Annotated in this window: 15 protein-coding genes and 6 pseudogenes; 10 read left to right on the top strand and 11 right to left on the bottom strand. The window is 59.4% G+C overall.

The genetic code is table 11. The features are described from left to right. Positions 1-257 precede the first annotated feature (257 nt). Positions 258-2,798: a hypothetical protein gene (locus C4N04_RS29240; RefSeq protein WP_245425671.1), complete on the bottom strand. Its 2,541-nt coding sequence runs from the start codon at positions 2,796-2,798 to the stop codon at positions 258-260. A gap of 25 nt (positions 2,799-2,823) precedes the next feature. On the opposite strand from C4N04_RS29240, the gene C4N04_RS32355 reads away from it, so the two are divergent. Further along, positions 2,824-3,114 (top strand): hypothetical protein, encoded by a 291-nt coding sequence (locus tag C4N04_RS32355; protein WP_004672580.1) that lies wholly within the window; start codon positions 2,824-2,826, stop codon positions 3,112-3,114. Positions 3,115-3,323: 209 nt separating this feature from the next. On the opposite strand, the gene C4N04_RS29235 is transcribed toward C4N04_RS32355, so the two are convergent. Next, positions 3,324-5,936 (bottom strand): hypothetical protein, encoded by a 2,613-nt coding sequence (locus C4N04_RS29235; RefSeq protein ID WP_106797637.1) that lies wholly within the window; start codon positions 5,934-5,936, stop codon positions 3,324-3,326. Between the two features lie 324 nt (positions 5,937-6,260). Here C4N04_RS29235 and C4N04_RS29230 point away from each other — a divergent pair. From C4N04_RS29230 to C4N04_RS29205, 6 genes and pseudogenes are all read left to right on the top strand, one after another. Then, positions 6,261-6,468: pseudogene (locus C4N04_RS29230) on the top strand (hypothetical protein). A 121-nt stretch (positions 6,469-6,589) separates the two neighbouring features. After that, a complete protein-coding gene (locus C4N04_RS29225) occupies positions 6,590-7,183 on the top strand; it encodes a DUF6088 family protein (protein WP_106797636.1) in 594 nt (197 codons plus the stop codon). Continuing rightward, a pseudogene (locus tag C4N04_RS29220) lies at positions 7,176-7,394 on the top strand (nucleotidyl transferase AbiEii/AbiGii toxin family protein); the annotation flags it as partial. The gene C4N04_RS29225 and the pseudogene C4N04_RS29220, both read left to right, overlap by 8 nt. 265 nt (positions 7,395-7,659) lie before the next feature. Beyond that, complete coding sequence (locus tag C4N04_RS29215) at positions 7,660-8,433, top strand: FAD binding domain-containing protein (protein WP_106797635.1); 774 nt, start codon at positions 7,660-7,662, stop codon at positions 8,431-8,433. Continuing rightward, a pseudogene (locus C4N04_RS32350) lies at positions 8,430-8,901 on the top strand ((2Fe-2S)-binding protein). The gene C4N04_RS29215 and the pseudogene C4N04_RS32350 overlap by 4 nt, the downstream one beginning before the upstream one ends. Then, on the top strand, positions 8,898-9,659 hold the full coding sequence (locus tag C4N04_RS29205; protein WP_106797634.1) for an N-acyl homoserine lactonase family protein: 762 nt from the start codon (positions 8,898-8,900) through the stop codon (positions 9,657-9,659). The pseudogene C4N04_RS32350 and the gene C4N04_RS29205 overlap by 4 nt, the downstream one beginning before the upstream one ends. A 247-nt stretch (positions 9,660-9,906) precedes the next feature. On the opposite strand, the gene C4N04_RS29195 is transcribed toward C4N04_RS29205, so the two are convergent. From C4N04_RS29195 to C4N04_RS29165, 7 genes are all read right to left on the bottom strand, one after another. Continuing rightward, positions 9,907-10,308, bottom strand: a complete 402-nt coding sequence (locus C4N04_RS29195; RefSeq protein WP_106797633.1) for a hypothetical protein — start codon at positions 10,306-10,308, stop codon at positions 9,907-9,909. Between the two features lie 371 nt (positions 10,309-10,679). Next, positions 10,680-11,018, bottom strand: a complete 339-nt coding sequence (locus C4N04_RS29190) for a hypothetical protein (RefSeq protein ID WP_106797632.1) — start codon at positions 11,016-11,018, stop codon at positions 10,680-10,682. A gap of 217 nt (positions 11,019-11,235) precedes the next feature. After that, a complete protein-coding gene (locus C4N04_RS29185) occupies positions 11,236-13,611 on the bottom strand; it encodes a S8 family peptidase (RefSeq protein ID WP_106797631.1) in 2,376 nt (791 codons plus the stop codon). Between the two features lie 43 nt (positions 13,612-13,654). Continuing rightward, the gene (locus tag C4N04_RS29180; protein ID WP_245425670.1) at positions 13,655-14,743 is read right to left on the bottom strand and encodes an ATP-binding protein; all 1,089 of its coding nucleotides are present in this window, start codon (positions 14,741-14,743) and stop codon (positions 13,655-13,657) included. Between the two features lie 847 nt (positions 14,744-15,590). Continuing rightward, positions 15,591-15,851 carry a hypothetical protein gene (locus C4N04_RS29175; RefSeq protein WP_106797630.1) on the bottom strand — a complete coding sequence of 87 codons (261 nt, stop codon included), beginning with the start codon at positions 15,849-15,851 and terminating at the stop codon, positions 15,591-15,593. 94 nt (positions 15,852-15,945) lie between these two features. Then, on the bottom strand, positions 15,946-16,788 hold the full coding sequence (locus C4N04_RS29170; RefSeq protein ID WP_106797629.1) for an abortive infection family protein: 843 nt from the start codon (positions 16,786-16,788) through the stop codon (positions 15,946-15,948). Positions 16,789-16,818: 30 nt separating this feature from the next. Then, entirely contained in the window at positions 16,819-17,958 is a 1,140-nt protein-coding gene (locus tag C4N04_RS29165) for an RHE_PE00001 family protein (RefSeq protein ID WP_199852512.1), read from the bottom strand. A 520-nt stretch (positions 17,959-18,478) separates the two neighbouring features. Here C4N04_RS29165 and C4N04_RS29160 point away from each other — a divergent pair. Continuing rightward, positions 18,479-19,396, top strand: a complete 918-nt coding sequence (locus tag C4N04_RS29160; RefSeq protein WP_106797628.1) for a recombinase family protein — start codon at positions 18,479-18,481, stop codon at positions 19,394-19,396. Positions 19,397-20,409: 1,013 nt separating this feature from the next. Here the strand turns inward: C4N04_RS29160 and C4N04_RS29155 are convergent. After that, positions 20,410-21,171 (bottom strand): annotated as a pseudogene (locus tag C4N04_RS29155) (integrase core domain-containing protein); the annotation flags it as partial. A 191-nt stretch (positions 21,172-21,362) separates the two neighbouring features. Here C4N04_RS29155 and C4N04_RS32345 point away from each other — a divergent pair. Next, a pseudogene (locus C4N04_RS32345) lies at positions 21,363-21,575 on the top strand (transposase); the annotation flags it as partial. Positions 21,576-22,055: 480 nt separating this feature from the next. Then, a pseudogene (locus tag C4N04_RS29145) lies at positions 22,056-22,278 on the top strand (DDE-type integrase/transposase/recombinase); the annotation flags it as partial. Positions 22,279-22,747: 469 nt separating this feature from the next. On the opposite strand, the gene repC reads toward C4N04_RS29145, so the two are convergent. Then, entirely contained in the window at positions 22,748-23,956 is a 1,209-nt protein-coding gene (gene repC / locus C4N04_RS29135; RefSeq protein WP_016737357.1) for a plasmid replication protein RepC, read from the bottom strand. Positions 23,957-24,103 lie beyond the last annotated feature (147 nt).

Below are 24,103 nucleotides of genomic sequence, written 5' to 3'. Positions count from 1 at the left end.
TATGGATAAAAAAACGGCCGGTCAATTGTTTAAACTTAACCGATGGTTAATTTTCGGAAATTACAATCGGCTTTGACAACTTTCTCGACCTTTATATTAAAATTGAACGTTTTTATCCATAAAGCGCAGCAGATATCCAGATTGCGCATGAAATTCATACTTAAATTTATTGCTATCAAATGTTCACAGGCCCGACCGCCTCTACGCCAACGGGCCTGTGAGTACCCAGATATTTGGTGTTGCGAAAGCGTCCCGGATCAGCCCACCGCCGTACCGCGGCGCTTCTCGATATCGGCGATGATCGCGTCCCAGTTCTCAGGGGTCAGCTCGCGCTGTTCCGGGTCGCGGGGCGCGGGGGCGACGCCGCCCTTGGCGCCGACGATCGGGCCGGTCTTGGCGTAGATGCCGACCGTGTCGTTGACAGTGCGCTTAAGCATGTCGTTCATCATGTCGGTCTGCTTGTGGAAGGCTTTTTCCTGCTTGATGCTCTGGTAGATGGCAAAGCCCGCCCAGGCCGCCCAGGACACCGCGCAGGCGACTGCGAAGGCGAGCGAGAAGCCGCCGGAGACCAGAGCAACCGTTGCGCCCGTGCGCCCGAGGAAGGTGGAATTCACCAGCATATTCGCAACGCCTGTGATGCCCTCGATCGCGCCGACCGTGTCCGCCGCGGTTCCGATACCCATGAAGATGAGATCGACCGGATCGCCCTTGCCGCTCGTGAGCCCCTGCAGGAACTGGTAATACTCCACCGGCAGCCAAGCGACGCCGGCAACGGCGCCAACCGTCGTCCCGGTATTCTTGAAGAAGGCGGAGAGCACGCTGCGCTCCGCCCGCGCCAGCTCGTCGGAAACGCCGACGAGCGACCCGATCCCATCCAGCAGCGAGAAATTCGAGGCTTTGATCGCCGAGCCGAGCGCACTGCCCATGTGCGCGAGAGCGCCAAGGGCGTGCAGAACCACGATGCCGATGCTGTCCCAGGTCGGGCTCGTCATGTTGAGGCCGGCATAGATGGAGCGGGATGCGGTAAGCACCGACATCACGCCGGAAGAGAGCGCCGCCTTGTATTTGACAGGATCGACCCCTGCCGGCGCCGCCGTCGCAGTCTTGTCGATCAGCTTGGCAAGGTCGGCCTTGATCGTTTCGACGCTGCCGCCCGGTCGCATCGTCGCCCAAAGCGCGGTGAAGATCGTCGTGAAATTGGTCTTGTATTGCGCCATGGCATCGGCATTGCCCTTGAACAGGGTTTCCGCCAGCGCGTCGAGGCTCGGGGCGATGATCTTCTTGATCGCCTCTTCGGCGGTCTTGCCGTCGACGATGATTGGATCGATCACATCCGTGCCGGGCATCAGCGTCTTCATCAGGCCTGACATGGAAAGTCCCATGTCCTTGAGGCTCGATGTCAGATATTCGCTGTCGATATAGGGCAGATCGAGACTTTGGATGGTCTTGCTCCAGCCATTGTCCTTGGTGGCGAACATGCGCTCGGCGATCCAGGCGTCGCCGCCGCTGCCGGCGAAGAAGCGCCCGCCGTCTGAGCCGTTGGCGGCAATGCCCTTGCCGGCCAGCCCGGTGCCGATCATGATCGCCGCCATGACGTCGTTGAACGAATAGCTGGCGAGATTGCTGGAGGGCAGCGGCGAGACGCTCTTGTCCCACTCGGCATTGGCCGGCAACTTCGAGACCAGGCTGGCGCCCATGACGAGCCCTTCCAGCGCGGTCTGCACCGCATGGCGGTAGCCCAAGACCTCCTTGCCGCCGGGTGCGCTCAGGCGCGACGTCAGGCGCTCCAGATTGCCGGCGAGATCGCCGATGCCGATTTCTCCGGCGCCTACCTTGTCGAGCAGCGGACCGAGAAGCGCCTTGACGTCGGCCTTGAACTGATCGCGCACCTCGGGGCTGTCTGACCCGTAAAACTGGTTGGCCATCGCCTGGATGGTCGGGTTGAACAGGTGGGTGATATTGTTGGGAACGGTGCTGCCGAATTCGGAAGCGGCAACCTTTTTCAAACCGTCGAGGTCGATCTTGAGATCGGGGAACAGGCTCCCGCCGAGCCCGAGCGACTGGTCGAAATCCACAACCGGCAGGATGGAGCCGAGCCCCTTCAGTTCCCGCTCGGTCTTGTTGCCGGCCAGTCCCATGCGGATCAGGCCATCGAGCGCCGTCGTCGGATCGGAGATCGTCGGCAGCACGTTCTTGTCGAAGAATTCGGCATAGGTCTTGTCGGCAATCGCCGAGCGCTGCTTTACGAAATCGTCGGGAAGCACCATGGAATAGAAGCCGAGGGCGGCATTATATTCCTTGAGAATGGTGGTGACGTCCTTGCCGGATTTGAGACCGTCATTCAGCAGGCCGCCATTGACGATGTCGCGCTCAAAGGCATCCTCGACCTTCGTACGCAGGTCCTTCATCTTCTCGTCACGCGTTATCGTGTCGTTGATGATCTCGGAAGCGTCCTTGTTCGTATCGGGCGGCGCCACGCGATAACCGGAGAAGATCAGCTTGAAGGCCTTCAGCGCCTTCTCCGTCATCAGCGAGTTGACGTCGGGGTCCGAGCCCAGGATGGCGATCGACTTGTCGAGATCCTTCAGGATCTCCTGGTCGTTGTAGATGCCGCGCTGGTTGTCGCCGAGGCTGTCCTTGTATTGGCCGAAGGTCGCCTTGGTCTGAAGCAGATCGAGATACATGATCAGTTTCTGCTCGGCAGTGTAATTGTGAGGGTTTTTGACGACGTCGATGCTCTCGAAGGATTTGTCCTTGTCCTTCAGCCCTTCCATGAAGCCCTGATTGATCTCGCTCATGAAATCGGAATTGAACAGGAGATCGATGACCGGCTGGATCGGCGCGGTAGGGCGGGACGTGCCATTCGACGTGGCGGCCAGCGAAACGAACTTCGGACTGCTCGTCTGCGCCGATATAGAGGAGAAAATCGTCAGGGCTGCCGTCGTGGTCCCGTCAGAGGCAAAAGGCGATGCCTTCTTGACCGTGGTGCTCGTGGTTTTGCCCTGGCTCGTGGAATTTTCGGACTTTGGATCGGAATTGGCGTTTAGCCGGAGAAATGAAACCGTATCGATATCCGAAGATGCTGGTGCGATCGATGACATGCGTTCCCTTTGATTTTCTTTTTCCGCTTTTCGCGGATGACGTCGTTTACCTTACGTTAGGCATAAGATCGACCTTTGCGTGATAATTCAAGCCCCGATCGCGACATCGCGGTTGCATAAAATGCAGCGGCCTCGCGCCTGGAGATCAAAAATCACATTTTTACCGAGGGGTCGCAGGGTATTTCCCAGGCTGTGGCGGTCATCGTTGCCGCCCCTCTGCCTCTACCAGATGAATGACGGGTCTGGCCCAAATTCGAGATGCACGGACTCGCCGGTGTAGCGTTCAAGCTTCTCGTTCAGCTGCTTTTCCATTTTGTCGAGCTTCTTCACGCCATTGGCCATATCCCACAGACCAAGCGCCAGCCCGACGGCCGAGGCAACGAGGCCGGTGACCAGTCCGGCCGCGGCAAGGCCGGTTTTGGCGGCGCTGCTGAAGATGGTCACGACTTCCGGCGCCACCGTTCCGAGTCCGGAAAAGGCACGGGACATGGCATTGGTCAGATAAAGCATCGCCTCGGAGAAACCGATGAGCGCGTTGCCGGTACCGGCAATGCCGCCGATTATTTCGAGCGCGCCCTTGGCGCGGTCGCCGGCCTTCATCGACCGCGACGCCGAATAGAAGCCGAGGCCGGCCATGGCGAGGCCGCCGGCCGCGCCGAGGATCTTGCCTGCCGCTTCCATCGTCTTCGGCGAGAAGTTCATCGAGATCCCCTTGCCCCAGCTGCCAGGCTGATTGCCGAAGGCGCTGAACGGTTTGCCGGCAACGTCGAGGTTCTTGCCGAGACCTTCCATCGTCATGCCGACGATCTGTGTCGCCGAGCCGACCGCAGCGGCGATATCGGCCGGCGTCCACTTGCCGCCGACACCGAGGCCGCGCGCCACCAGCACGCTCGACATCGTCAGCATCTGCACGGCGTGCATCAGACCGGCCTTGTACACTTCGGCATCGATGCCGGCAGGTGTACGGGTCTGGCGCGGCAGGTCGAGCGAATCCTTGAAGGAGGCAAGCGCGTCGTCGAGCTTCATACCGCCGCGCACCATGCGCAGAACGCCGTCGACGTCGCGCGCTATATCCTGCGCCAGGTTCTGCTTCAGCGTCTCGCCGCCATCTGCCGGGCCGTTTTTGCTGATGAAATCCTCGGCGAAGGTGTTTGCCAACTGGCTGATGGCGTCATTCGTTGCGCCGGGCACAAATGTGTCATCCGGACCCGACAGCAGCGGCTCGAGATCGACACCCTGGCCGTCGCCGATATAATGTTCCTTGACGATGTTCGAGAAGGTGACGTTCGCGGCGTCGAGATGCGCGTCGATATAATCCTGGGGCAGGAGATCGACGAGCGTGTTGAGTTCGGAATAATAATCCTTCAGGGCATCTTCGAAGCTCTTGCCGGCGCTCAGCGCCCGGTCGATCGCCTTGCCGCCGCCGATATCGATCAGATAGGCGTCTTCGATGTTGGTGAGCAGATCGGAATTCTCCGGGCTTTGCAGATATTCCTTCATGCCGCTCGCGAAGATATCCGAGAGATGCTGCTGCGTCGCCGGATCGGCCGTCAGCTTTTCGATCCGCGCATCGAGGTCCTTGCCGACGCGCTCGCCATCGGGCACGCTGTCGCCATACTGGTTCATATAGCCATTGAACTGCTGTTTGATCTCGATGAGATCGTAGAGCACCGTCGCCTTCTGTTCCGGCGTCAGCTGGTCGAGGTGGTCCATGTTGTCGGGCGCGACGAAATCCCGGTTCACGTCCTTCACGGCGTCGCCGAGAATGCCGTATTTGAGTTCGTCGAGCTTCTTCAGCGTCGGCTCATAGGCGGTCGACGGAGCGTAGCCGCGCAGCACCTTGCTTTCCAGGATGTCGTTCTCGTCGATCGGGCGCTCCACGACCGGCTCGATGGCATCCGAGCCCGACATGACAAGGTCCATCTTCTTGAGGCTCGATGTCAGATAGTCGCTGTCGATATAGGGCAGATCGAGATTTTGGATGGTCTTGCTCCAGCCATTGTCCGTGGTGGCGAACATGCGCTCGGCGATCCAGGCGTCGCCGCCGCTGCCGGCGAAGAAGCGCCCGCCGTCTGAGCCGTTGGCGGCAATGCCCTTGCCGGCCAGCCCGGTGCCGATCATGATTGCCGCCATGACGTCGTTGAACGAATAGCTGGCAAGATTGCTGGAGGGGAGCGGCGAGACGCTCTTGTCCCACTCGGCATTGGCCGGTAGCTTCGAGACCAGGCTGGCGCCCATGACGAGCCCTTCGAGCGCGGTCTGCACCGCGTGGCGGTAACCCCAGACTTCCTTGCCGCCGGGAGCCGCCAACTGCGACGTCAGGCGCTCCAGAAGGCCGCCAAGATCAGCCTGACTGACCTCTCCGGCACCGACCTTGTCGAGCAGCGGACCGAGAAGCGCCTTGACGTCGGCCTTGAACTGATCGCGCACCTCGGGGCTGTCTCCCCCGTAAAACTGATTGGCAATCGCCTGGATGGTCGGGTTGAACAGGTGGGTGATATTGTTGGACACGGTGCTGCCGAATTCGGAAGCGGCAACCTTTTTCAAGCCGTCCAGGTCGATCTTGAGATCGTTGCCCGGGTCGGTTTCGGGCGTGCTCACCTTTGCATCGACCAGGATCGCGGCGCCGCCGCTTTTGCTCGGCGTAGACCCGACGAAGCCCAGCCGCGCTGGGGAGATATCGAGTGCCTGTCCGTTGCCGCTCGGCGCGATCTTGCGTATTTCGCCGGCGTCGATGGTTTTTGCCGATGCAGAACGGCCGGTCACGTCTTTCTGGCCGAGGTCCAGGACCAGGGTTCCGACCTCTTTCGATCCGCTGCCGACACGTTCCAACATGATTTCGTCACTCCTGATCGACGGCCGCACCCTGAACGGAGGCCCGGAAAGCCTTGTTAGGTCAGAAGTTTTTCAGTGATATGACAAATGGGAGCTATTCGGAGCGGCAAAATTGAACCATTGACCCCCACATAGCGCTTCTAAATTATACCGCGGTAAAAATGCTGGTGACACCGCAGTCGCCAAGGTGCGGCGCAATAGAGCACGCTCCCGTAGGGAATGCGCTCACGAGACAGATCGAAGTCGGTCCTCGGGCTCGGTTTTCAGACTGCATTGTCCGGCAAATCGGTATAAGCCGTCCTCTCGAACAAATCAGGAGACAACATGGAAACCGTGGAAATCAGCAGCCGCAGCGACTTCGGCCTTTGGGCAATCGAGCGGGCGCGGGAAATCGTAACGTCCGAGGGAACTGCTTTTGCGATGGCCGCTCGCGATATGGACGACGAGGCGCTTGCAAACGCTGCAGCCGCTAGGCAAGGCCATCAGCGATGCGATGTTGGAAGTGTTTGACGGCCTGATAGATGAATCGTGATTGTGAAGCGACAGCGGGTCACTGACCGATAAAAATTGGTCAGCACCGTCCGGGCTCGCCGTCTTCCCCTCTCATTGCAAACTGTCAGAAACTTGCATATATTTCTGACAGGAGAAATGCCATGCAAAAGCTGACATCGCAAATCATGGGGCATGCTGAACGACTGCCGGAAGGATCCGCGTTTTCGGCAAAAAGCTTTCTGCATCTCGGAAATCGTGCCGCCCTGGACCAGGCTCTGTCGCGCCTGGCTGAGCGCGGCGAGCTGGTCCGGGCCGGCCGCGGCATCTATATGCGACCGGTCAAAAGCCGTTTTGGCAGCCGACCGCCGACAGTTGAACAAGCGGTGGAGGCAGTGGCGCAGCAGCGCGGCGAGGTCATCGTCTCAAACGGCGCCGCCGCGGCGAATGCCCTGGGCCTGACCACCCAGGTCCCGGTCCGCTCCGTTTACCTGACATCCGGCCGCAGCCGGACGATGAACCTTGGACAGCAGACGGTCGAGCTCAAGCATGTGCCTCGCTGGCAACTGGCCTTGGCCGATCGGCCCGCCGGTGTGGCGGTCCGTGCGCTCGCCTGGCTTGGGCCAGAGAAGGCCGATGAAGCACTATCGCGGATCAAGCGAAAGCTGCCGCCGGACGCGTTCGGCGAGCTGGTGGCGGCGGCGCCGCAGTTCCCGACCTGGCTTGCAAGAAGCGTGGGAAAGGCTGCGCATGGCTGATCTGTTCCTGACCTTGTCAAAGGATGACCGGCGCGAAGCCTTGGCCGTGGCGGCCGACCGCACCGGACGGCCCATTCATCTGCTCGAAAAGGATGTCTGGGTCATCTGGACGCTGCAGACGCTCTATTCGTCCAAGCTCGGCGAGCACCTCGTCTTCAAGGGCGGCACCTCGCTATCGAAAGCCTACGGGGTCATCAAAAGGTTCTCGGAGGTTGCGCCCGCGAGTGGCGAAATCGCATTGTTTGACATTCCTATCTTAGGTCTAATAATGCAAGTGAAAATTATAGAATTGCGCTGAGCCGCACTGCGCGGGAGGAAGATACGTGTCGAGGAAGTTAGTATCGCATGTGAGGTCGCAGACGCCATGAAGCCCGCGCCGTTTGACTACATCGCTCCCACCACGATCGATGAGGTTGCCGCGGCACTTGGCGCTACCGAGGGAGACGGTAAGATCATCGCCGGGGGGCCAGAGCCTCATGCCGATGATCAACTTTCGATTGGTGAAGCCGACCATCCTTATCGACATCAACCGGGTGGCCGGCCTTGGTCGGATCGAACTGCACGGAGATCGGGTGCGAATCGGCGCGACGGTACGCCATCACATGACCGCGACAGACCCGATCATCCGCCAACACTTGCCGATCGTGCATGAGGCGATGCATCACGTCGCCCATATGACCGTGCGCAACCGCGGCACCTTCTGCGGCAGCGTCGCGCATGCGAATCCAGCGACCGAGATGCCGATGATGACACGGTTCCTCGGTGGGACGGTCATCGCCTACTCTCAGCGCGGCAGACGCGAAATACCTGCAGCCGATTTTTTTGTCGGATCGCTGGTCAACTCGTTGGAACCGGACGAGTTTGTAATTCGCGTCGAGCTCAACGCGATGAGACCGGATGCCAGATGGGGATTTGAGGAGTTTGCAAAACGCCACGGGGACTTCGCACTCGCTTGCTTTGCGACGACGCTGCATTGTGTAGATGGCAGGGCGTCTGACGTTCGCGTTGGCATGATGGGCGTTGGTGAAACCCCGCTGCGGCTTGAAGAGATCGAGAGCATCATCGAGGGGACGGATGTTTCCGAGCCGGTTCTCGATAAGGTGGCGGATCGCCTGGCTGGAATCTTCACGCCCAACACGGATATCCACGCCTCTGCAGATTACCGCAGGCATCTCTCAGGCGTCCTTGCCAAACGGGCCCTTCGCGCCGCCTGGAGCCGCGCGAACCACGAAAGGCTTCAAGAAAGATGAATGAGAAGACGATCACCATCAGCGTCAACGGCGTATGTATGACGCGCACGATCGAAGCACGAACGCTGCTGAGCGACTTCCTGCGCCAGGACCTTTGCCTGACCGGAACCCATGTCGGGTGCGAACATGGCGTGCCTGCACCGTCATTCTCGATGGAAGGAGCGCGCGCTCCTGTCTGACGCTTGCAGTGCAGGCAGACGGGAGCGAAATCGAAACCATCGAAGCCGCGGAAGCGTCGATAAACTCGGGCGAATCCAAGAAGCGTTCCGCCAGCATCGTGGCCTGCAATGCGGATTCTGTACGCCCGGCTTCATCATGGCGATCACCGACCTTCTTCGCCATCATCCGCTGGAAACCGATGAGGAGATCAGGGAAGCGCTGTCGGGGAACATCTGTCGCTGTACGGGATATGAAAACATCGTCAACGCCGTCCGCGAACTGGCTAAGGAGAGAGGACCTCTAAGATGAAGATGCATTTTCTTGACGGCGGCCGGCTTCGTATGCGCCGGTCCATCTACGTCCCCGGGGCGCTGAAGGAAGAAGCGATGGAACTGCCGGTTCACGCCACCCTGTTGCGCCATCCTCAAGGCAACGTGCTGTTCGATAGCGGATGCAATCCAGAGGCCGCCATCGATCCCGTCGCGCGATGGGGCGGTTTGAGCAAGGTTATGACCCCGATCTTTTCACCTGAGCAGACGGTCGTTCATCAGTTGAAGACTCTTGCTCTCGATCCGGAGGACATAGATGTTGTGATCTGTTCACATCTGCATCCCGATCATTGCGGCTGCAACTCGTATTTTCGGCGCGCAACGATCCTCTGCCACGAAGCGGAGGCGCAGGCCGCCACGGCAAGCGGTGCAGAAAATCAAGGCTATCTTCGAGGAGAATGGGACCAGCCCCAGGGTTTCCAGACCTTCAATGCGGAGCATGACGTCTTTGGCGACGGGCGCATCGTCTTGCTGCCCATGCCGGGTCATACCCCCGGAATGACCGTCGCCCGTGTCGAGCTGGAAAAAGATGGTTCATTTATACTCGCTTCAGATGCTGCCCCGCTCCAGGCGAGCGTCGACACGGGTATCGCTCCGAGAAATACTTGGAACATCGAACTCGCCGCAGAGGCACTCGCTCGCCTGAAAGCTCTTCGGGAGCGGGGAGCTTCTATCATTTCCGGCCACGACGACGCGCAATGGCAAGAGTTGCGAAAGGGTGTGGAGTTCTACGAATGAGCCAGCAGGACCATTCCGTCGAGCTGCGGCCCAAACTTGTCGGCAAGCGGGACACGCGCACCGAAGATCCACGTCTGCTGACGGGTGTTGGTCAGTATGTCGATGACATGGCGCCGCGGTATGTTGTATATCGCATTGCGACGCTCCGACCAGCCACATGCCTGAATCCTGAACATCGATGTCGGCGATGCGTTCTCGGTGCCCGGCGTCGTCGCGATCTATGACGCGAGCGACCTGGAAGGAGAGATCAAACCTGCCATACTGCGAGAGCCATGATGCTTGCGGTGTCGAACATCTCGAAGTCCGTCAGTTGCGGATCGATCTCCAGATGTACTCTGTCGGCAAGTTCCTGCGGATGGCGGCAAAGAGACGTCCACGTGACATGTTCGGCATCAGCCGAAATCTCGCGGTAGATATGATGGTATCTGGGGAAGTCACTGCCCTTTGAAAAATCCCCCAAATTGAGACTTTGAGGCTTTGTCCCATCACCCATGACGAATTGCTGAAGACGCCGGTTCGACTCCTCGGTAAGGTTGGCGGCGATCTTCTGGAAAGCCTTTCCTCGTGAAACCCGGCTCGCCTTGTCGTGGTCCAGCAGAATTGCAAGTACTCCGGCCTGAAGCAGGCGGCTTCCATATGCATCGCACACTCAACAATCCCACGCACGAGTTGCGAAACCCGAGCTGTTCGCCCTGCTGGAGAAGCGTGAGCGCCGAACGAAACAGCGTGAAAGCCCGCGCCGCAATTGCCTGCATTGCGGATTGTCTTCGCGGATCATCGCCATACGGAGGATCGATCGCGGCTTTCTCGATGAACCCACGAGATAGATCGTTGAAGGCAACAAGCCATTCGATCCAGTCGGCTTCCGCTATTTGTTTTAGATCAGATCTGTCGCTCATACCTCTGTCCTGCTGCGCGGAGTGTCGTTACGGCCGCCTGAAGCTGGAGGTTTGGCGGCAGCCGGCTTCAGCAACCGGACCGTATTCAGTTAGACGGGCCGGCCTTTGCGGATCACAGCTTTCAGGCGTCCGGGATACGAAGCGGCTCAACGTATTTGGCGACATCGGCTGGGCGAGGAAACTTCTGACTTAAAAAGCCGAGGACGGTCGCGCAAAGACCCAACGACCAGGCGCACCGTGCGGGCGTAAAGGCCGCCGCCTCGTCACGCGGAACATCCTGGTTGTCGTCCTGAATGTGGACCTTGTTGCGGAACTTGCGCAGGATGTGCAGCTCGTCGTAGATGCCTGCCCCGAGTTCATTAAGCAGATCGTATTTGCGCATCACGTCGATGATGTTGTTGAGTTTGTCGATCTTTTTGCCTTCGATTTCGCGCCGGTCGGCTTCGGCAATGTTTGGCACACCTTCCCGATTGAAATTCTGCGCACGATAGATGATTTGGCCCAGAGCAGCCTCGAGAATGGCCCCAACTGCACCACCACGAGCTTATTCAAGCCGCCGTCACCATTATGGTCACAAAGCGAGCGTAGAACGCCAGCGTGTAAACTAGGTTATCCCCTACCTTGAAATCGCCAATGAAATTTGACGGTATTTCGACCATAATGTCTGTTCTCCTCAATTATGGAGCGGCTCGCTGCGCCGGACGCGGTTGAACCCGATTTCTCACCTGATCGTAAATCCTGAGCTCGCCAGGCATTTCGAGAGTGACCGCCAGCCCGAACGGAACCAATTCGTCAATGGGACCGGCCGGATCAGGTTCTCTTTGGATTTTCAGCCTCATGTTCATTCCTTCGGCGACGACCGCGGCTTGTGCCCCGCTCCACACCCGCGTGAAGACGGTTCCGCGATTGGTCTGGTTCCCATCCGGTTGCCACGCATCGGCGAACACACCGAGACCCGCGATTTCGGCGGGATCGAGGATCTTCATCCTCACGGCGCGATAGGATTTCCGACCGGGCACGACCGGTGTAAACCACGCCAATGTGGCGGACACCGCGTGGGGACGCGCCTGCCCGCCGATCGCCGCCGGAATCGGCACCAGCACATCGACGCTCCGCTCCCTGCCGAGTGAACCAACACACCAGAAGGTGGCGCGGTCCGCGGCACAGGCGACGGCATCGTCGCTGTCAAATACGCCGTATCCGAGAAAGCGGCGAATGTTGTCCTTTTGACGCGGGGCCTGTCCCTGGCCGAATGGCCCGAGTAGCTCCTTGACCAGGCCGGCCGCCGCATTCGGCCAGCGAGCTGGATGTACGAGGAGAGCCTTGATGAGGGTAGCCCGTTCGGTATTCGTCAGTTGCAGAAATTCCTGACCGTAGGCCGCTTCCAAAGCATCATGGATGCGGTGCGCCGTTCGGGAAGCGAGCGCCGTTGCTGCACTCGTCCCATTTGTGAAGCCTTCGGCATTCTCAAGGCCAGGTCGCGGCGGCGCGGCAACTTTGAGTCCTGCTCCTCGACTTGCGCTCGCCGGCTCGACCGTAATGCTCTCCGCGCTCGCGACGACGCGAAGATGTTCGCGGGACCCCGGCATCAGAATGTCCGGCTTGACGGAACCCGCGAAGCCGGGTCCCAAAGCGCTGGACGGGTTGGCCGTATCGAGCTCGGAATATGGATTGACATTGGCCCGCGCCAAGGCACGCTCAGCGGTCGGCACCCAATCAAGATTTCGGGCGCCGATCGTCAGTCCATTGATCGTCTCCGACGGAGATAATAATCGGCGGTCGGCGACGACTGCTGCGACAGCGTTGATCACGCCTCGCGCGCGCCAATCCGCATTGGCATCCTCAAATGCGACCCTATTTGCAAACGTCGCGACGGGGAATTGTGTCGTGATATTGCCGGCGCTAACGAGGAAAAGGATACCGAAGCGGTATGCCAGTCTGTCGAGAAGTCTCGCCCAGGGAGAAAGCTGGCCGTAGAATGGGCGACGGACATTTCCAAGCGAAATATTGATGATGATCACATGTGGAGCCGAGGGTTGATTGCCCGCGCGCATCCGGATGACAGCCTGATAGATCAAATCGATGATCAGCCTGTCCGGCGGAAAGCGGTCGTTGTGGCCGAGAACCGGAATGCAGTGCACCTGACGAGGCAGTGGTGGCTCCGGCTTATTGCGATCGCCGTGAACAATAAGGGAGGCCATGGCCGAGCCGTGATAGCGCTGCGCCACGAGAGCCCCGGGCTCAAGCCCGAAATGATCCTCAATACTCAAATAGGGCTGCAGCAGCGGGTGACCCGCCACTGGGACACCATCGAGAAGCGCAAGAATCGGGTCGGCGGTGACAGGTCCCATCACCGGCGCAGGCGCAGCCGGCAGAAGATCATTTGCGTCAATTTCCGTGACGACACTCTGCGGGCGAATGTGCATGATCGGCTCGACGCCGGCCAGACCCACGGGAGCCCGTTCCACGACCAGCCGAATTGCTGCCACTGGCAATTCGGCAAGGATGGCATGGTAGGCAATGTCATCCAGTCTGGCTCGACTGAGAAGTCGACCGCCACTCTGCCTGATCGCCTCCACGACCGTCGCTTCACTGATCGCACCTGCGTCGGGAGACCCGCGGAAGACTAGTTCGATTTCAAGAGGAACAAGCTCGTCGTCGGCCCGACCTTCGATCTCTTCAGCCAGGACATCCGCGTCAAATCGCTGGACGCGATCGGCAGGACCCCAAACACGAAGGTCGCGAAGACAGGCAAAGACGTCGCGCCATGGTGTAAAGCCCTGTGGTAACACCCGGCCCGCCACCCATGTTCGCCATAGCGACTCTATCTGCTGCAGTGCCCGCAGATCAGGTACAAGCAAGTAAGCAACTGGCGCCCTGTCCTCATCGCCCGGCAGCTCTTCCTCGTCGATAAGTTCGAGGCCCGGCACGTTGTTGATTGCCCGTGCAAAGGCGGCAATGCTCCCCTTCACTTCGAATACGAGAAGTCGCTCAGGCGCAAGCGCGGCTGGATCCGCGCGAAGCGCGAGCCCCGCCGGGTCGCGCTGCAGCACGTCTGTCAGCCGCTGAAATTTCGCGCCAAATCGCTGGTTCTGGTCAGCGGTTGAGTTTGGTTGAGGGCCGCGTACGACCGCTTGACGGCCGGGTGCTCTTGGCTGCGGAGCGCTCGGATGCAGTCTCAGTATCGGTTTGGTCGGATCGCTCGCCATTCAAAACCTCGGGGCTAACTCTTGTTGCCCAGAGGTCCAGTTCTGAACGAAGTGCATCGTCGATGGAAAGCTCCCCCAAGCCCAATATCTGTCGTCTTCGCACGTTTTGGCAGAAATCCAAAGCCTCTGCAAAACTTACGGTACCCAATTTCGCGGCAATCGATTTCGCCACAGCCTTAGGCGCATCGGGCCATTGCGAGATAATGCGGTCGAGGAAAACTCCGATCCTCTGCCGGTCCGGGGCCGGGAAAGCCAACCGCATCTGGAAGCGTCGCCAAACTGCCCGGTCCAGCAGCTCGGCGTGGTTGGTTGCGGCGATCACGACGACGTAGCTGGGCAGCTGGTCGAGCTGCATCAGGAGGAACGAGACGACCCGCTTGATTTCGCCGGTCTCGTGGGTATCGCCACGTTCCTTGCCGATCGAGTCGAACTCGTCGAAGAACAGAACGCTCGGCCGTGTACGGACATAGTCGAATAGCTTGCGCAAACGAGAATTCGTCTCGCCGAGGTAGCTTCCGATCAGCGCATCGTATCGGACAACAAAAAACGGTAGCCCGAGTGCTTCCGCCACAGCCTCAGCAAAGGAGGTCTTGCCGTTACCGGGTGGACCGGAGAGCAGAACCCGATGGCGCGGCTCATAGCCATGAGCGCGCAAGACATCGGCGCGAGTATGCTCTTCGATGAGCTGACGGCCGCCCTGCTCCGCCGGAAGCGGAAGCATCAGCTGATTGAGCTGAAGTCGCGGCTCGAGCTCGATTATCGTGTCCTTTCCGGAACCGGCAGGACTGGAGGCCGCCGTCAGCGCGGGCGGCGTGACGGCGACCGTTGATAGAGCGCGCTCGAGTCGATCGGCCACGATGTGGTGATTCTGTGCACGCTCTTCGGCGACCAGTGCTTCCGTTGCGGATTTCAGCATCGCCCGATCGCCGGACGCGCCGGCCCGTACAAGGGAAATGAGAAGGTCGCTTCTGGCCATATCTGTCGCGTTTCTGAGGGCTCTTAACTTAAACTCGCGTCAACGCGAATCGTAACTCAAATAGTTGAAAAAGTCTTCTCACGCCTTCTGATGGAGGTCGTAAAGTGGGTCTATACATGAATTTGTGACTTCGCCACCAGCCCACATGCAATCGCGCTGCCCGCAATCACCTGCCGCAATTCTCTATTTCGCCCAAGCTCAGCCCAGAGGCTCCAGCCGTTCGCCAAATCCTCGGCGAATGCTCACGCAGTCATCGCAAAGCCTGAGCGATGGAACGCCTGGCATCGCTTCTGCTGCATTGGCGATCCGATAATCCGTGATCGGTCCGTCACCGCAACAGACCATCGCGCTCTTTTCGCTCTGGATCGCGACACGGGCAAGTGCGCCCAGGCGGGGTTCGACGCGGTCCGGTTGGTGCGGGGCTTGGTGACCGCAACAACCGAGCGTGGGGCTTCTGGCAATGAATAACGGGTTCCTATCTGCGATCTTGCGTAATCGACGACTTGCGTGACGACGTGGGTCGGCAAAGGGGTCTTCGACCGAAAAGCAAAGACGTTCTCGTCGTCTTCAAAAAACTCTCGCTGTATGTTCCGGGCCTGAACACCATCCATCGTGGAGTCGATGAAGGATCCTGCTGAACGCAGATCATCGCGTGAGAAACCATACCTCCAGTCGCACCTCGGATGAACTTGCTCCCTTTTCCCGGTCGCGCGGTCAGGATGATGTCGCCGGGCTGGAGACTCTCGATTTTGATCCGCTTCACGTCGCTACCTCCACCGTCCACCCCACCCCAAGCGTCCCAGCATTCCCGTCTGTTAAATCATGGCCAAGCAAAGGAGCCCTAGGCTCACTCACCGGTATCGCCTTGGGTGTCGGCCGTTTCCTTGCTGGTCTTGACGATCGACGTCTTCAGGAGCGCGATCTTCTGCTCGATCTCCTCGGCAGAAACCTCGACCCGCAGGCGCTCCTGGATAAAGTTGAGTCGACCGTCACAATCTCGGATGATTTCAGCCCAGGTTTTCACCCAGACCTTGTGGTTCTCCTTGTCAAGGAAGAGGCCGATCGGCCTGCCAGTCTGGGTGACTCGGTCCTTGACGATCGTCGACATCGATCCCCCTTTGATTGAGAAATCACCAAGCAGACAAGCCGAGGGGCTGTCAATGACGGACTTTGCGGCCTCTGCGATCTGCCTATCTCAAAGTTCACGTAGACATGATGATGCTGACGGCGCCGGATCCTACCGGTCCTATTATCGGTCTGGGTCGTGCCAGATCTCCATGAACGAAGGTCACGAGGGTATGTGCCGCATTGACCGCCAGACGCGCTTCCGAGACCGAAATCTTAGGCGGCGCAATTCCTCGTCCATGTGCCGAACCGATATGTGTCCGGTAGGCGCCAACGCCGTCGACGACCGATGCCAATCCCTGCAGCATCTTTCTCTGATCTTCAGCAAGCGTTGCGTCAGGGTTCAGGCCGAGATGGCTTTGCACCGTGCGCCACAAAGGCACGACCGTCATTTTCGAGGGCAGCTCCAGCGCAAAGGTCTCGATGTAGGTTCTGCAAAGAGCTTCGATGATCGCACACGCCGCCGTAATTGCGGCATGCGGATCGCCGACCAGCTGCTGATAGGCGCGCTCGAATTCGCGTTCCACCGACGCGAAATCGCCGCGCTTGAGGAGGTCACTTAATCCCAACGCAACCGGCGCACTTCCCGCAAGGGTAATGCGTCCATTCGGTGGTATGAGGCTGTTTTTCGCCAAAGTATCGCGAATTCGCTGCTGCCCCTTCTCGACGTCCCCGTTATACGCCTCAAGCTCCATGAAATCCTGGATCACCTCGCCGAGGACGTCCAAGGCGTCGACGCCCTCGTCCTCGTTACATCTCCTGAGCCATGAAGCGCACTTCGATTCGCAATTGCCAGCTGGCGGCTCACCTGGCGCCCCGCTTTCCATGAAAAGCGTGTCGAGCTTATTGTGGCTGTAATAATGATGTCCGATGACCGATGCGGTTGCACCGATAACCGAGTTCGGAATCTGACGCCCCATTCTAAAATCCTCCGCCACGAACGCCTTTACCTATATCACCCCCCACGCCCGAAACCTCCCCCTCCCCGTCATCTCCCTGAGCCCGAGCTCGCCGACAATGCGCCGCGCCGCCTGCGGCGTCACATCGAGCGTCTTGGCCGCCATCCCGGCCGACACAAGCGGCTTTGCCATGACGAGCTCGACGAGCTCCGGCAATTTCGACGACGTCCGCCGCCCCTCGAGCTTCCTCTCGAACAAGGTGCGCGCCAAAACCAGCCGGTCATGCTCTTTCATGCCGATCTCGGCGGCCTCCATAAATCCTTGGGCGATGGCGAGTAGCCGCGTCTCCCGATCACGATGACGACGCCGATCGACGGGAATGGTTTTCAGACCAAGGCTGATCGCCACCAGATGAGCGCCGGTGGCAATGCCACCCTGGCGCAGGATCGCCGCGGCAAGCAGCCGGCCCAGCCAGGGCGCGTGCTGCAGGACGGACAGTTCGTTCCAGGCGTCGAGGGCGACGATGGCCTGCAGCACCGTCGGCAAGTTTTCGGCCTGGCGCAGTACGGCGCGCCATTCGTCGAGCCGGGCATCCTCGTCCCAGTCGAGATCATAGATCATCGGATCTTTCTCTTGGGTGCTTCCGCGGCCGGGCCGGCTTGCGTTCTCGATTGCTGCCTCCGACCTGGCGAGCACCGCATCGATGGCGGCATAGTCGACCCCGGGAAGCCCTTCGGCTTCGTCGACATATTTCGTCTCACCTTCCGCATCGGTCGTGACCACGGGCCGAATGACGCCAGCGAGTACCACCGCCTCGGCATTGACCGGATTGATGTCCGACGTCTGTCGCAACGTTCGGATACCGTCCGTCGATAGAGCCCAGTCCGTTGAATGCGCGGCAATGCGCCGGCGGGTGCGCAGCACGTCGCGGGCGATTGTCAGTTCATGGGTGGGTGTGCGAATATCGCGGGTGGCGTCGTGGAGGACGAGGTCTTCGAGATGGACGAGTTCGCCGTCGATCCACAGCGAGGCGCAGGCATCGGCAAAGTGCGATCGTTCGATCCACCCCTGTCCGACCGGCGAGCGGGCGATGCGTTCGTCCAGACGCGTCAATTCGAGGCCGGCTCGAAAAGCCGGGTCCATCAAGCTCGATATGGGCAATCTCGCAAAATCGTAAGCCATTGAAATCATGGTAATTGATTTCTTACAGGAACTCTATGTCAAAGTTAGGGTTCCTCACCGGCTACGATCGACAGGTGATGCCTTCACTTCCGATAAGCATTGCTCTTATCGGAAGTGATTGATTTGGAGCCGCAAATCGGTGTATCGGTCGCCCCGGATCCCCGGAAACGCCTTGTTTTCTGGGCTTCCAAGGCGATTTCGGCCGGGATGACCGGACTCAGTCATCGCAAAATTCGGCGACCGCCGTCGGTGCACATGGCCGGTCCTCATTTCCGGAATTGAGCGCCGGCGCCCTTCAGCAGGCTTCTCCGCCCGCAGCCATCACCAAAGCCGCTGTTTTTCCGGCATTTCCGCCCTGGAAGCCCGCTGACGCGCATTTGCCACTGCGGACGCTCCGTTGCTCATCGGCGGTAGCATTTCGAGTCTGACGGGCCGCTATTCAATGCCTAAAACACGCTTGCAACTGTTCGATTTCTAACGCATGCCTTATCTGTACAAAGTACTTCGAGACAGGGCAGTTACAAGCGCGATGGCGAAGCCACAAACATTTAACAACCAACACTCTCCCAAGCGGCTGATCGGTTATGCCCGGGTGTCGACGGATGAACAGGTCCACGATGCCCAGTTGGACGAGCTGCGTGCAGCCGGCTGCGATCGGATCCATCAGGATCATGGTTCCGGAGCATCGCGGGCTCGACCGGTGCTGACGCGATTACTCGCTGAGCTTAGCGCCGGCGACGTCCTCATTGTCGTGCGCCTCGATCGACTGGCCCGATCCGTCAGTCATCTCTTGTCGGTGATCGAGGACCTCGAGGCGCGCGGCGTGCATTTCCGGTCGATTCGCGATCCAATCGATACGTCGACCCCGCAGGGCATGTTTTCCCTTCAGGTCCTCGGCGCCGTCGCGCAGCTCGAGCGGGCGCTAATCGCCGAGCGTACCAAAGCCGGCATTAAGGCGGCGAAGGCACGCGGCAAGCTTCCTGGAAATCCGGGTCTGCGAGAACGACGGCCGGAGGCGATCAAGGCAATCTCGCAGGCACGGGAGAAGCTCTATCTCGATGAACTCATTGCATCGGCGCAGACGTGGCTGCCGATGGTGCGTCAACTCCGGCCGCAGCACAGTTGGGACAATGTCGTGCGGGTTCTCAATCGCCGTGGCCACGACTGGACCGTCGAACGCCTTCGTCGCGCTGTTCATCGCATGGTACGCGAAAAGCTCGCGGAGAAGGAACTCCTTGCTCGATCCCCTCGCCGCGCTCCCGAAGACTATCTGATGAAGCTGGTGGCGGCAATTGCCATTGCCGATCCCAACCTGTCGCTGCGCGACATTGCCGCGCAACTGGACCAGATGGGAGAACGGCCTGTGCGCAGCGGCAAGAAGTGGCAACCGTCCTCGGTGCGGGTCCTGCTGGACGAAGCCCACCGATTTGGCCTCATTCGCCGTTGAGGGCATGGTTCATCCGACGCCCGATGGCAGATATTCTTTTCTTGTCGCTATTCGACTGCATAGCCGTCAGGTCCGGCCTTTGGGGATCTGTAGCGCCAGGACCGCTAGTCACTATCGCTCCGCGGTTTCAGCTCAGCGCCTACACCCTCGCCCGCGGAGCCGGCTTCCTCCGCCTGCTCGCCCCCTCCCCCGGAACGTGCTGAAGGCTTCAGCCGCGGTGATTATGATCCGCAGAGGCGCGCGGGCCATGACCCTCGGCGGCGCGGGTAAAAGCAGAGGACAGCCCCTCCCCTCGCTACCAAAAAGCCGTCTCGGCTGCACGAAGAATTCGGGCGCGAGCCGGGACTCAGTCAGACAGTATTTGCCTCCGCGTTTCGGCGTTCTTTCAAGGATGCTCGACAATTTGATTGAGCCATTTGTCCGCGCCGCCAGCTATATTTCCTACAAGAATGATTACGGCCGAAGATCTGCAAACATTCGTTTTACGACCAGCAAATTTCGACTGTCCTCGAAGCCTGGGAGGTCTTCGTCCTGAAGCATCCTGCGGAGACCGCCGTTAAGATTACAAAGCAATGTCTCCTTTCAGTCGTGACAAACACCGCGATTGTTCGTTCGAACACGAAGCCGCTCAATCGGCTCCGTGCATCAACTGACCTTACTACACCAGCCGCATAGAAGGGCTGTCGGCCATTCTACCCGGGCAACCATGACCAATGCCCTTAGGACGTCATGTACGATCAAAAATGACCGCCAAGACCCTGCGACCCATGGCGGCGACAGGACGGTACCTATCTCTACACAACCGATCTTGTGAGAGGTGGCGCGAGGAGCGGGTCATGCGCCGTCCATAGTAGCGCCCGAAAATGTCGTTTCTTTTCAGGGTGTTGGAGCTGTGGTCAGCTGACCACCGGAAAAGCAGCTGTTGGCAGTGCGTCCCACCCCAAAAAACTTGCTGGCCCACGACAGCAGAGTCTGGCGAAAAACCTCGTTCAGTGGACCCGCTGACCTAGCACTCAATCCTCTCCGGCGGCGACTAGAGCCTGCGCGCTCCGAGTACGCCAAGTGGCGGAAACGCGAAGCTTTCATCTCGCGCAGCGTTGGAGCCGGTTGTGGCAATGGTATCTGCATCACTTGCCCGGGTCTGGTCCGAGCGATGAGTGCGGCCGGAAGTGGTTGTAATCGTTGGCCCAGCAATGGCGCTTCGGGCATAATCGCAGCCGAGGAACAGGCTTTGGTTGACCATCTCGTCCCGCATCCGGCCGTTGAAGCTCTCGACATTAGCGTTTTGCATCGGCTTCCCGGCGTGATGCCGTGCGACTCGACCCTATGATCCTTCGACCTGGCAAGGATGGCATTCGAGGTGAATTCCGTGCCGTTGTCGGAGACGATCATCCCCGGTTTGCCGCGCCGTTCGATGAGGACCGACAGTTCGCGAGCGACGCGACGACGCAAGATCGAGGTGTCCGGCATCGCCGCCAGGCATTCGCGGGTCACGTCTTCGACGAAGTTGAGCACGCGAAACCGCCTTCCGCAAGCGAACTGGTCGTGAACGAAATTCAGCGAGCATCGGGCATTGGCCTTCGCTTCGACCAGGATCGGGCCACGCGTGCCGCCCCGGCTTTTCTGCTTGCGAACGGAAAGTCCTTCTTCGCGATAGAGCCCGTAGATGCGGTCGACCCCAACGGCGCTCCCTCCCGCCGAAGCCGCCGGTCGCCGAAACGCCATCGCTCATTGGCGAGGTCGCGCAATAGGACGACTTCTTTATCATGTGGGCGCGCCTGCCCGACCAACGCTTCGATCTTTTGTCGCGCGTCATGCATGACCATGCACGCATCGGCGGCTCGTAGAGACAGTTCGGTTCTGCGACACCCAACGATCGAGCTGCGCGAGCGCGCCGACCGTCCGGCGCGGCAGGCAACGTTGTGCCTGCGCTTCGGCCAGGCGACGATCAGGCAGGCCGCAAAACCTGCGCGAAGAAGGGCTGCCCGACGGGGTTAGGCTCAGTTGGGTTGAGGTCGTCGAACCGGACGCACCCGACGGTGTCGAGCCCTTGCATTGGCTGCTCTTGACCACCTATGCGCTCTCCAGTGCGACTGACGCCTGGCAGATCGTCGCTTGGCACAAGCAGCGCTGGATGATCGAGCAGTTCTTCCGAGTGATGAAGACGCAGGGCTTCAAGATCGAGGACAGCCAATTGCAGTTAGCGGCGCGGCTGGAAAAGCTCGTCGCCATCGCCGCCAAGGCCGCGGCAATCGTCCTCCAACTCGTGCAGGACCGCAGTGGCGGCGATCCTCACCCGGCAAGCCTGGCAGTCAGTCCCCACGAGATCAACACGCTCGCCGCCCTCGAAAGCCGCTTCAAGGGCAAGACCAAGCTGCAATCCAATCCCCATCCCAAAGCTTCGCTCGCCTGGGCCGCTTGGATCATCCCCAAACTCGGCGGCTGGAACGGCTATGCCTCCTCCAAGCCGCCTGGACCCATCACCTTCTTCAACGGACTCAAATACTGTGCCGATGGCTGGCCTTGCGAGATAGGTATATGCCTCAGTCGTTCGGTGGAGAAATGTTCCACTGGATCATTTGCTTTTGGTCACCAACAAAATCCAGCGACCAGCGGGCGGAGCCTTCGCGTTGACCAGGATCGGTGCGCGCGTGCCTGCAAGTTCGCTTACGGAAGGGGATTTCGCGTGCTCAACATCGTCGATGACGCGACGCGCGAATGCCTCGCGGCGATCCCCGGACGACCTCGATTTCCGGTCGTCGCGTCGCTCGAGAGCTGACGATCGAATGGCGCGGCAAACTCGCAATGATCTCTCCGACAACGGCACCAAACTCACCTCGAATGCCATTCTTGCCTGGTCAAAAGACCATAGGGTCGAGTGGCTCATTGCGTCACCTCGCCCAAGATAGCGGTTGATGAATTCTCCCAGTGTTGTGGAAGTGCCGCCGCGAATCAGCCCCGTAGATTCCGGCGCCGCGGATGGCAGCAGTTAGTTGTTCCTATTGCGTCCTTTCCATGCGGCGCCATCGCCCATTCGCGATTAGCCGGCACAGCCGGCCGCCTTGCGATTTGCTCGCCGCGCCGGTGCCAATGAATTGATGAAAGGCGGCTGCCATTTCGTGCGAAGACTTCGCTCCTGGTCTTGTTCGTGCGCGACCTTGGGCGCGTTCGTATTGAGATCACGGTCTACTGTTCCCCTAAGAGGCGTCATTTGGCTCGGGAGCCAGACGGTAACCGGCACAATGCCTCCGACAAGCCGCCTTTGAAAGTTGGTGTTTTCCAAGGGGTTAGCTTTGTGGTCAGCTGATCACAACCGAAATCCTCAACGGCAGGAATAACGATCAGCCGCACTTACCCAGCCCTCAAACCACCTTGCCCGTTGGCCTTCAACAACGCCATTATCATCGGGCCAAGCGAGAATTCACCGCGCTCACTTCGGCGCGTTAGATCCCGCAGATAGCCTCCAGGAGAGTTGATGAAGTTGGCCCTTTCCAGGATGCACGCAATTGCCACCGCAGCATTCTCCGGTCCTAGCGCCTCGCAGGCATCCTGGTAGGCGGAAGGGCTTACCCCCAGCATAGATCGAACCACCACAGCGGCAGACATCAGATCTCGCCAGCTCCCCACGCCGCGCGGTGCATAGTCGCTGATCATCGGGCACGCCTTGAGCACCAATCCCAAGGGGAACGCCCTTTGCGATTCATTCTTCGGCTGATGGCTCAAGCTCGCCTTTGCCCCCTGCTCCTTTTCGGAGCGTGGTTCAGATTCATTTACGGATTCGGGTTTTGAATTCTGTATGTGCTGCTCGATATGAGCAGCATTGGTGCTAATTTTTTCAGCATTCTCGAGGTTTTCCAAACGATTAAGCACTTCCTCACGGAGCATCTCCATTTCATTGAGAACGCTAGTGACCCCTTCAAGGGTCGGAACGCGCGGAATTCTGCTCGCGAGCGCAATGTAGATGTCCTCGGTCGTCTTCCAATCGCCGTCGGCGCCCTCGACCATTGCAGCAGTAATAAGTTTGCGAACATCCCGCCGGCAAATTGTAAGGCTCTCTTTGGCTTTCCTGAGCGAGGCTCTCTCGGCCGCCACTCTTTGCGCCAACATCGCCAACTCTTCCGATCGCGCCAGGAGGGGCGACAGGTCGAAGCCAAAAGCATTCTCGATCTGGCCATCGTCGCCCTTGCGGGCGAAGCGCTTGCCATTGGCGCTATCCTTACGGGCGATCAACCCCGACTCCACCAGAATGGCAATATGCCGCCGCAACGTTGCGCCCGCCATTGCATGCGCCCGAAGCGCCAGTTGGGCATTCGAGGGGAAGACAATCAATTGTGCATCCTGACGCAACTCATTGTCAGGATAAAAACTCAAAAGTGCGTCAAGAACAGCCAGACTGTTCGACTGGATCTTGAGCAGTTCCATCGCGGCGGAAGCGTCTCTCAACACTTTCCACTTATCGGCAGCTTTTCCATGCTTGATTTCCATTGCCGCCTGGCGCCGCACGAGCGCAAGCGTCATTGGCCGCCGCCCGAACGGCGTCGCTACATTCCCCGACTGCATTGTCTCTCACCTTTCAGCAGGCAAAGGAAATTCGCTCACCAAAACGGCGCCAAAGACTCTTGACGAGGATTCGAGGAAATGCGATTCTGTTCTTGCTACAGAGACAGAAGGGCTTCCACGACGGCGACGTTGAGGGAGCTCTTTTCT

The sequence above is a fragment of the Rhizobium sp. H4 genome, from assembly GCF_003013335.1.
Classification (GTDB): Bacteria; Pseudomonadota; Alphaproteobacteria; order Rhizobiales; family Rhizobiaceae; genus Rhizobium; species Rhizobium sophoriradicis.
This window is presented reverse-complemented; position numbering and strand designations above follow the sequence as displayed.

Coding starts and splice junctions, on each gene's coding strand:
- C4N04_RS29235 (WP_106797637.1), bottom strand. CDS start 5,936: ATGTTGGAACGTGTCGGCAGCGGATCGAAAGAGGTCGGAACCCTGGTC.
- C4N04_RS29215 (WP_106797635.1), top strand. CDS start 7,660: ATGCCGATGATCAACTTTCGATTGGTGAAGCCGACCATCCTTATCGAC.
- C4N04_RS29160 (WP_106797628.1), top strand. CDS start 18,479: ATGGCGAAGCCACAAACATTTAACAACCAACACTCTCCCAAGCGGCTG.
- C4N04_RS29225 (WP_106797636.1), top strand. CDS start 6,590: ATGCAAAAGCTGACATCGCAAATCATGGGGCATGCTGAACGACTGCCG.
- C4N04_RS32355 (WP_004672580.1), top strand. CDS start 2,824: ATGACCGGCTGGATCGGCGCGGTAGGGCGGGACGTGCCATTCGACGTG.
- repC (WP_016737357.1), bottom strand. CDS start 23,956: ATGCAGTCGGGGAATGTAGCGACGCCGTTCGGGCGGCGGCCAATGACG.
- C4N04_RS29205 (WP_106797634.1), top strand. CDS start 8,898: ATGAAGATGCATTTTCTTGACGGCGGCCGGCTTCGTATGCGCCGGTCC.
- C4N04_RS29165 (WP_199852512.1), bottom strand. CDS start 17,958: ATGATTTCAATGGCTTACGATTTTGCGAGATTGCCCATATCGAGCTTG.
- C4N04_RS29175 (WP_106797630.1), bottom strand. CDS start 15,851: ATGTCGACGATCGTCAAGGACCGAGTCACCCAGACTGGCAGGCCGATC.
- C4N04_RS29180 (WP_245425670.1), bottom strand. CDS start 14,743: ATGGCCAGAAGCGACCTTCTCATTTCCCTTGTACGGGCCGGCGCGTCC.
- C4N04_RS29170 (WP_106797629.1), bottom strand. CDS start 16,788: ATGGGGCGTCAGATTCCGAACTCGGTTATCGGTGCAACCGCATCGGTC.
- C4N04_RS29240 (WP_245425671.1), bottom strand. CDS start 2,798: ATGAGCGAGATCAATCAGGGCTTCATGGAAGGGCTGAAGGACAAGGAC.